Below are 8251 nucleotides of genomic sequence, written 5' to 3'. Positions count from 1 at the left end.
TCACGGCAGGGCGCGCCGAAAGCTGGGCCCAGGACTACACCGCGCGGCTCGCGCTGCATCGCGACCAGATCCGCGACGAGACCAACAAGCTCGACTGGCTGTTCGCCACCCACGTCACCGATCGCTCCGCCGCCGAACTGCTGTTGTTCCTGCATGCCGGCATGCAGGTCAGCAAATCGGGCGCGCGCTCCACCACCGTCAAAGCGGGGCCCGCCGCATGATCGGAAGCCTGCCGCTCGCCTTCACCGAACCGCTGCTCCTGATCGGGCTCGTCAGCCTGCCGGTGCTGTGGTGGCTGCTGCGCGTGATGCCGCCGCGGCCGCGCCGCGTCGAATTCCCGCCGACACGCCTGTTGTTCGACATCGCGCCGAAGGAGGAGACGCCCTCGCGCACGCCCTGGTGGCTCACTGCGCTGCGTCTGCTCGCCGCGGCGCTGGTGATCTTCGCCGCCGCCGGCCCGATCTGGAATCCGCAGACCGGCCTTGCCGGCAGCAAGGCGCCGCTGATGATCATGTTCGACGACGGCTGGAGCGCGGCCTCGAACTGGGATGCGCGGATCAAGGCCGCCGACGAGCTGATCGCGAATGCCGACAGCGACCGCCGCGCCATCGCGCTGGTGCCGCTCTCAGAGCCGAACCGCGACATCACGCTGATGCAGGCAGGCGCAGCGCGCGTTGCGCTGCGGCAACTCACACCAAAACCCTATTCCATCGAGCGCGTTGAAACTCTCACCGCGATCGATCGTTTCCTCAAGGCAACCGGCGATTGCGAGATCGCCTGGCTCTCGGACGGTGTCGATACCGGACGCGGCGAGGAATTCCTGCAAGGCCTGACCAAGACGATTGGAGACCGCAGCTTGACGGTGTTTGAAGGCGGCACGCCCTCGCCGCTGGCGCTGGTCGCAGCCGAGAACGCAGCCGCCAAGATGGTCGTGAAGGTGCTACGTACCGACAGCGGCATTGCCGCCGGCTCCGTGCGCGCGCTGGACCAGAAGGGATCGCCGATCGGCGAAGCCCGCTACATCTTCGCCCCGCAGGACAAAGAGACTGAGGCGTCGTTCGACCTTCCGGTCGAGCTGCGCAACGACATCACCCGGCTCGAGATCTCCGGCGAGCGTTCCGCGGGCGCCGTGCAACTGCTCGACAAGCGCTGGCGCCGCCGCGCCATCGGCATCGTCTCCGGCGCAACCAGCGAGACTGCGCAGCCATTGTTGGCGCCGACCTTCTATCTCACCCGCGCGCTGGCGCCGTTCGCCGATGTGCGTCTCGCCGACAAGGGCGCGCCGCAGCAGGGCATCACGCAATTTCTCGACCAGAAGCTGCCGATGATCATCCTGGCCGATGTCGGCACCATCGCACCCGAAATCCGCGAGCGCCTCAACGCCTGGGTCGATCAGGGTGGCGTGCTGGTGCGCTTCGCAGGTCCCCGCCTCGCGCAGGCCGAGGACGACCTCGTGCCGGTGAAGCTGCGCAAGGGCGGCCGCACGCTCGGCGGCAGCCTGACCTGGGAGAAGCCGCAGCATCTCGCGGCCTTCACCGCGGACGGACCGTTCGCCGGCGTACCTGTGCCGAAGGACGTCACCGTGAGCCGTCAGGTGCTCGCGGAGCCGGACGCAGTGCTTGCGACCAAGAGCTGGGCCTCGCTCGAAGACGGCACGCCGCTCGTCACGGGCGAGCATCGCGGCAAGGGAATCGTAAGCCTGTTCCACGTCAGCGCCGACATGCGCTGGTCCGATCTGCCGATGTCGGGCACATTTGTCGAAATGCTGAGGCGGATCGTCGACATGTCCGGCTACACCTCCAAACCAGGCGCCGGCGTTGCCGGTGAAGCCAGCACCGAGACGGTGGCGCCGCTGCACATCCTCGACGGCTTTGGTGCCTTCGGTCCGCCACCGGCGACCGCCAAGCCGTTGTCGGCCGATTACCGCGACCGCGCCACATCAGATCATCCGCCCGGCTTCTACGGCCCGGCCGAGGGACCACTGGCCGTGAACACGCTCGCCGCCGCCGACCGCATCGCCCCGCTCAACACCGCGAGCCTGCGTGCCCGGCACGCGACCTATACCAACGCCGAGCCGCGCGACCTGCGCGGCTGGCTGCTCTCGAGCTCGCTCGCGCTGTTCCTGATCGACGCCATCATCGTCGCCCTGCTCGGCGGCGGCCTCGCCGCGCTCCTGCGCCGGCGCGCGGCGCCCGCCGTGCTCGCGATCGGACTGGTGCTCGCCAGCCTCACGTCGCCCGCACCATCGCGGGCCGACAGCGCTACCGACGATTTTGCGATGAAAGCGGTGTCGCAGACACGCCTTGCCTACGTCGTCACGGGCAATGCCGACGTCGACTCCATCGTGAAAGCCGGCTTGTCCGGGCTGACGCTGTTCCTGGCGCAGCGCACCGCGCTCGAGGCCGGCGATCCCGTCGGCGTCGATCCGGCGCGTGACGAGCTCGCTTTCTTCCCGCTGATCTACTGGCCGATCGTTCCCGGCGCGCCGAAGCCGCCGCAGGACGCCATCAACAAGATCGACGCCTATATGAAGCAGGGCGGCACGGTGATCTTCGACACCCGCGACGCCGTCGAAGCATCGCCCGGCGAGAACGGCGCCTCGCAGACACCCGGCATGCAGGCACTGCGCGAGATCCTGTCCTCACTCGACGTGCCCGAGCTCGAGCCGGTGCCGCGCGAGCACGTGCTGACCAAGACCTTCTATCTGCTGCGCGACTTCCCCGGCCGCTTCAACACCGGGCAGACCTGGGTCGAGACCCTGCCGCGCGAGGAAGAGGACGACAGCGCACAGCGCCCGGCGCGTGGCGGCGACGGCGTCTCGCCGATCATCATCACCTCGAACGATCTCGCGGGAGCCTGGGCGATCCGTCCCGATGGCCAGCCGATGCTGCCGATGGCGCCGGGCGAGCCGCGTCAGCGCGAATTCGCCTTCCGCGCCGGCGTCAATATCGTGATGTACACGCTGACCGGCAACTACAAGGCCGACCAGGTGCACGCGCCGGCGCTGATCGAGCGGCTCGGACAATAGGAGCGACATGAATTACGGCATCGCGTTCACGCCGCTTGTCCCTGCGATCGTCCTGTGGATCGCGCTCGCCGCGATCGTGGTCATCGCAGTCCTCTTGCTGCTGGCCCGCGCGCGTGGCGCGGCGGTGCGTGTCGCCGCACTCGCGCTGTTCCTGCTTGCGCTCGCCAATCCCTCCTTCACCCGCGAGGACCGCGATCCCCTCACCTCGGTCGCTGCCGTCGTCGTCGACAAGAGCCCCAGCCAGAACTTTGGCAACCGCACCAAGGAAGCCGCTCAGGCGCAGGAGGCGCTGGTCGACAGCCTGAAGCGGATCAAAGGCCTCGAGGTGCGCGTCGTCGAGGCCGGACAGGCCGACGGCGAGACCGACGGCACGAAACTGTTCGGTGCCCTCGCCTCGGCGTTGTCGGACGTGCCGGTCGACCGCGTCGCCGGCGCATTCCTGATCACCGACGGCCGCGTGCACGACATCCCCGCGAACGCCGCGGCGCTCGGCTTCCAGGCGCCGGTGCACGCGCTGATCACCGGCCAGAACAACGAGCGCGACCGCCGGATCGCGATCACAGCCGCGCCGCGCTTCGGCATCGTCGGCCAGACCCAGACCATCACCTACCGGCTCGACGACCAGGGCGTGACTGGCGATCGCGCCAAGGTCACGGTGCGCCGCGACGGCGAGACGATCAACGAGCGCACGCTGTCGAGCGGCCAGACCGCAAGCGTCGACGTCGACATCAAGCATGCCGGCCCGAACATCGTCGAGATCGAGGCCTCGCCGCTCGATAACGAGCTGACGCCGGTCAACAACCGCGCCGTGGTGGCGATTGACGGCGTGCGCGACAAGCTGCGCGTGCTGCTGGTCTCCGGTGAGCCGCATTCCGGCGAGCGCACCTGGCGCAACCTGCTGAAGTCCGACGCCAGCGTCGATCTCGTGCATTTCACGATTTTGCGTCCGCCGGAGAAGCAGGACGGCACCCCAATCAACGAATTGTCGCTGATCGCGTTTCCAACCCGCGAACTGTTCCAGCAGAAGATCAACGAATTCCAGTTGATCATTTTCGACCGCTATGCCCGCCAGGGCGTGCTGCCGATCGCCTATTTCGACAACATCGCACGCTACGTCCGCTCGGGTGGCGCGGTGCTGGTCTCGGCCGGGCCCGACTATGCCTCGAACACCAGTATCTGGCGCACGCCGCTGGACTCCGTGCTGCCGGCCGAGCCGGTCGGCGTCACCGAGAAGCCGTTCTATGCGCATCTCTCCGACACCGGTAAGCGCCATCCGGTGACGCGCGGCCTCGAAGGCTCTAACTCGGAGCCGCCGCATTGGAGCCGCTTCTTCCGCACCGTCGACACCAGGAATGCGACGGGCTCGCCGGTGATGACCGGCGCCGACGGCAAGCCGCTGTTGTTCCTTTCGCGCTTCGGCGAGGGACGCGTCGCACTTCTCCTCTCCGACCACATCTGGCTATGGGCGCGCGGCTATGAAGGCGGCGGCCCGCATCTCGACCTGCTGCGGCGAATGTCGCACTGGCTGATGAAGCAGCCGGATCTCGACGAGGAAGCGCTGCGCCTTCAGGTGCAGGGCAAGGATCTCGTCGTGGTGCGCCAGACGATGTCCGATAGCGTGCAGCCGGTGACGGTGACCTCGCCCTCCGGCGTGACGCGCGACCTGACGCTGAACGCCGGCGACCCTGGCGAATGGCGCGCGAGCCTGCCGGCCAGCGAGCTTGGTCTCTGGCAGGCCACCGACGGCACGCTGAAGGCGCTGATCAATGTCGGCCCGACCAATCCGAAGGAATTTTCGGAAGTCACCTCGACCGCCGAGACGCTGAAACCCCTGACGCAGGCGACCGGGGGCGACGCCGTGCGCGTCGTCGACGGATCGAGCGTCGAGCTGCCGCGCGTCGTGCCGGTGCGCTCGGCTAGCGTCTTCCACGGCGACGGCTGGATGGGGGTCAGGATGCGCGATGCCAGTGTGGTGAAGGGCGTCGGCGTGCTGCCGATCTTCGCCGGGCTGATCGGGCTGCTGCTCCTGCTCGGCGCGTTCGCCGCGACCTGGGTGCGCGAAGGGCGCTAGAGCGCACGCATACCGTTGCATGAAGATCACAGCGGGAGGCCGGCCACAGCCGTCGCGCCTCCCGCGGTTGACACGCGCACTGCGATCCTCGATGTTACATTGTAACATCGTGATGGCCGGGGGGACTGGCCGCCGCGATGCGGGGTGCGTTTTTCGAATGAAGTGGTTCCGGTCGAACATCAGGCACGGCGCCCGGCTCGCGATCTTCGCGATGCTGGTGCAGTTCGCGCTGACCTTCGGCCACAGCCACTCGTTCGCGAAAGCCGCGCCGCTGCTCCAGTCGTCGCAACAGGCGAGCGGCATCGCGTCCGTTGATCGTGCAGCGCTCCAGAAGCAGGCACCGGCCAAGCCCGACCACGACCAGCAGGGCGACGACAATTGCGCGATCTGCGCCGTGGTCTCGATGGCGAGCACCGTCGTGTTCGCGACGCCGCCGCTGCTGCATCTGCCGCAGGCGGTCGAATTCCTCTACCGCACCACCGACGCCGAATTCATCCATCTGAAATCGGCCGGCCACGCGTTCCAGCCGCGCGCCCCTCCCGCTTCCTGATCTCCGTCGATTGAACCGCCCTACGGGTTGCCGCCGTCGCGCGCGCAAGCCTCCGTCGGGCTTTCGAGGATTGATCCGCCGCGTGTCGGCGGCAGGCGCTCGTAGTCGAAGCCGGATTTCGGCCGCGCCTGATCGGAATCAGGACAATGTTGGTATCTTCAGGACCCCGCTTCGCGGGCGCAGGCGTGGCCACGCTCACGCTTTTCTATCTCAACAGCACCGCCGCGGCGCAGACGGACGCGCCGAGCGCCGCCACCACCCTGCCCAGCGTCGAGGTCACCGCCCCGCCGCGCGCGCATCCGTCGCATCCACCAAAGGTTCGCACCGTACGTAAGCGTCTCCAGGCGCCCGAAACGCCGCCGCCGACCGAGGCGCAGACCGTAGCCCGCCAGAATGCGACGTTCGACCAGACCCGCGACAACCTCGTCGCCCCCATCGGCGCCACATCGCACACGATGAATCGCCAGGCGATCGAGGCGCTGCCCCAGGGCAACAATGCGACGCTGGACAAGGTGCTGCTGCAATTCCCCGGCGTGACCCAGGATTCGGCGGCCAGCGGCGAGCTGCACGTGCGCAACGAGCACGCCAATTTGCAGTACCGCATCAACGGCATCATGCTCCCCGACGGCGTCGGCGCATTCGGGCAGATCCTCGATACGGGGATTGTCGGCAGCATGAGCCTTCTCACCGGCGCATTGCCCGCGCAGTACGGCTTCCGCACCGCCGGCGTGCTCGACATCCAGACCAAGGCGGACGCCTTCAACAATTCCGGCGTCGTCGGCGTCTATGGCGGCAGCAACGGCACGATCTCGACGAACGTCGAATATGGCGGGACCGCCGGACAGACGCAGTATTTCGTCTCGGGTCGCTTCCTCCAGAACAATCTCGGCATCGAGAATCCGACCGCATCGGTGAACGCGATCCATGACCGCACCAATCAGGAGAAGGGATTTCTCTATCTGTCGACGGTGCTCGATCCCACCAGCCGTCTGACCTTCATGAGCGGCGTGTCGAACGCGACGTTCCAGATCCCGAACAATCCCGGACAGACGCCGAGCTTCACGGCGTTCGGCGTGTCCAATTTCGACTCGTCGAAGCTCAACGAGCACCAGAACGAGTTCAATCAGTTCAACGTCGTTGCCTACCAGAAGTCCGTCGGCGAATGGGACACCCAGATCGCGTATTTCAACCGTTACAGCCAGTTGCACTTCTACCCCGACCCGATCGGCGATCTCGTCTTCAACGGCGTATCCTCGGACGTCTACCGGCAGAGCCTCGTCAACGGCATCCAGCAGGACACCGCCTGGCGCGTCGGCTATGCCCACACGCTGCGCTTCGGCTTCAGCGTCAGCGCGGAGCGGACATTGGTCAACAACGGCACGACCGTGCTGCCGCTGGCCGACCCGACCGATCCCAGCGCAGGCACGATCGATGCGCCGTTCTCGATCTTCGATTCCAATGCCAAGACCGGCTGGTTGATCGGGACCTATCTCCAGGACGAGTGGCGGATCACCAACAATCTGACCCTGAACGCCGGATTGCGTTTCGATCAGATGTACCAGTATGTGAACGCCAACCAGCTCAGCCCTCGCGTCAGCCTGACATGGAAGCCGTTCGACGGCACCACGTTCCATGCCGGCTATGCGCGCAATTTCACTCCGCCGTCGCAGGTGATCGCGTCGCCCACCAATCTTGCATTGGTGACGCCGCCCAACGCGCCGGCGAACACGCAGACGCCGGAGGTGCCGCTCAACAGTCCGGTATTGCCGGAACGGTCACACGTGTTCGACGTCGGCGTGGTGCAGAAGATCTATCCGATCCCGGGCCTCGAGGTTGGCGTCGACGGCTACTACAAGATCGCGCGCGATCTGCTCGACGATGGCCAGTTCGGCGCGGCCTATGTGCTGAACGGCTTCAACTATGATCGCGGCGAGAACGTCGGCGTCGAACTCAAGTCGACCTACAAGAACGGCAATCTCAGCGCCTATGCCAACCTTGCCTGGGCCCGGCAGATCGCGACCAACATCGTCTCGAACCAGTATCTGTTCGGTCAGGACGAGCTCAACTATATCTCGAACCACTACGTCTACACCGATCATGCGCAGATGTGGACGGCGTCGGCCGGCGCCTCCTATCTGTGGGACGGCACGCGCTACAGCGTGTCGATGATCTATGGCAGCGGCCTGCGCTCCGGTTTCGCCAACACCGATCATCTGCCGGGCTATACACAGGTCAATCTCGGCCTGTCGCACGACTTCAACATCGTGGCGCCGAACAAGCCGACGACGCTGCGGTTCGACGTGGTCAACCTGTTCGACACGATCTACCAGATCCGCGACGGCTCCGGCATCGGCGTGTTCGCGCCGCAGTACGGGCCGCGTCGCGGCTTCTACGCCGGCCTTTCGCAGAGGTTCTAGGCGTGCGCCCTGCTCCCGTCGGGGCCGACCGGCCCCGACGCTCGCTGCGATCGCCACAAAGGGCCAGCGCAGCTTTGCAGTGGAGGACACCGCGGCGGCGTTGGTGGAATTCGAGAACGGCGCGCGCGTTCGCGAACTTCAAGTTCTAGGAGATCAGGTTTCGCTCACAGGGCGCGAGGAGGTGC

4 protein-coding genes and 1 pseudogene are annotated in these 8251 nt (G+C 66.6%); all 5 read left to right on the top strand.

Annotation, left to right across the window (positions count from 1 at the left end):
* Positions 1 to 221: pseudogene (locus tag SO156_RS40135) on the top strand (DUF58 domain-containing protein); the annotation flags it as partial.
* On the top strand, positions 218 to 3028 hold the full coding sequence (locus SO156_RS40130; RefSeq protein ID WP_498538630.1) for a DUF4159 domain-containing protein: 2811 nt from the start codon (positions 218 to 220) through the stop codon (positions 3026 to 3028). The pseudogene SO156_RS40135 and the gene SO156_RS40130, both read left to right, overlap by 4 nt.
* A gap of 7 nt (positions 3029 to 3035) precedes the next feature.
* A complete protein-coding gene (locus SO156_RS40125; protein ID WP_498538629.1) occupies positions 3036 to 5099 on the top strand; it encodes a hypothetical protein in 2064 nt (687 codons plus the stop codon).
* A 157-nt stretch (positions 5100 to 5256) separates the two neighbouring features.
* Positions 5257 to 5649 (top strand): DUF2946 domain-containing protein, encoded by a 393-nt coding sequence (locus SO156_RS40120; protein ID WP_458147354.1) that lies wholly within the window; start codon positions 5257 to 5259, stop codon positions 5647 to 5649.
* Positions 5650 to 5834: 185 nt separating this feature from the next.
* A complete protein-coding gene (locus tag SO156_RS40115) occupies positions 5835 to 8066 on the top strand; it encodes a TonB-dependent receptor (protein WP_458147355.1) in 2232 nt (743 codons plus the stop codon).
* The last annotated feature ends 185 nt before the right edge of the window (positions 8067 to 8251 follow it).

The sequence above is a fragment of the Bradyrhizobium sp. UFLA05-125 genome (assembly GCF_059803515.1).
The sequence above is the reverse complement of the archived record's forward strand: the minus strand, read 5'-3'. Positions and strand labels throughout refer to the sequence as shown.

Bases quoted from the DNA above. Each gene is read 5' to 3' on its own strand.
- SO156_RS40130 (WP_498538630.1), top strand. From the start codon at position 218: ATGATCGGAAGCCTGCCGCTCGCCTTCACCGAACCGCTGCTCCTGATC.
- SO156_RS40125 (WP_498538629.1), top strand. From the start codon at position 3,036: ATGAATTACGGCATCGCGTTCACGCCGCTTGTCCCTGCGATCGTCCTG.
- SO156_RS40120 (WP_458147354.1), top strand. From the start codon at position 5,257: ATGAAGTGGTTCCGGTCGAACATCAGGCACGGCGCCCGGCTCGCGATC.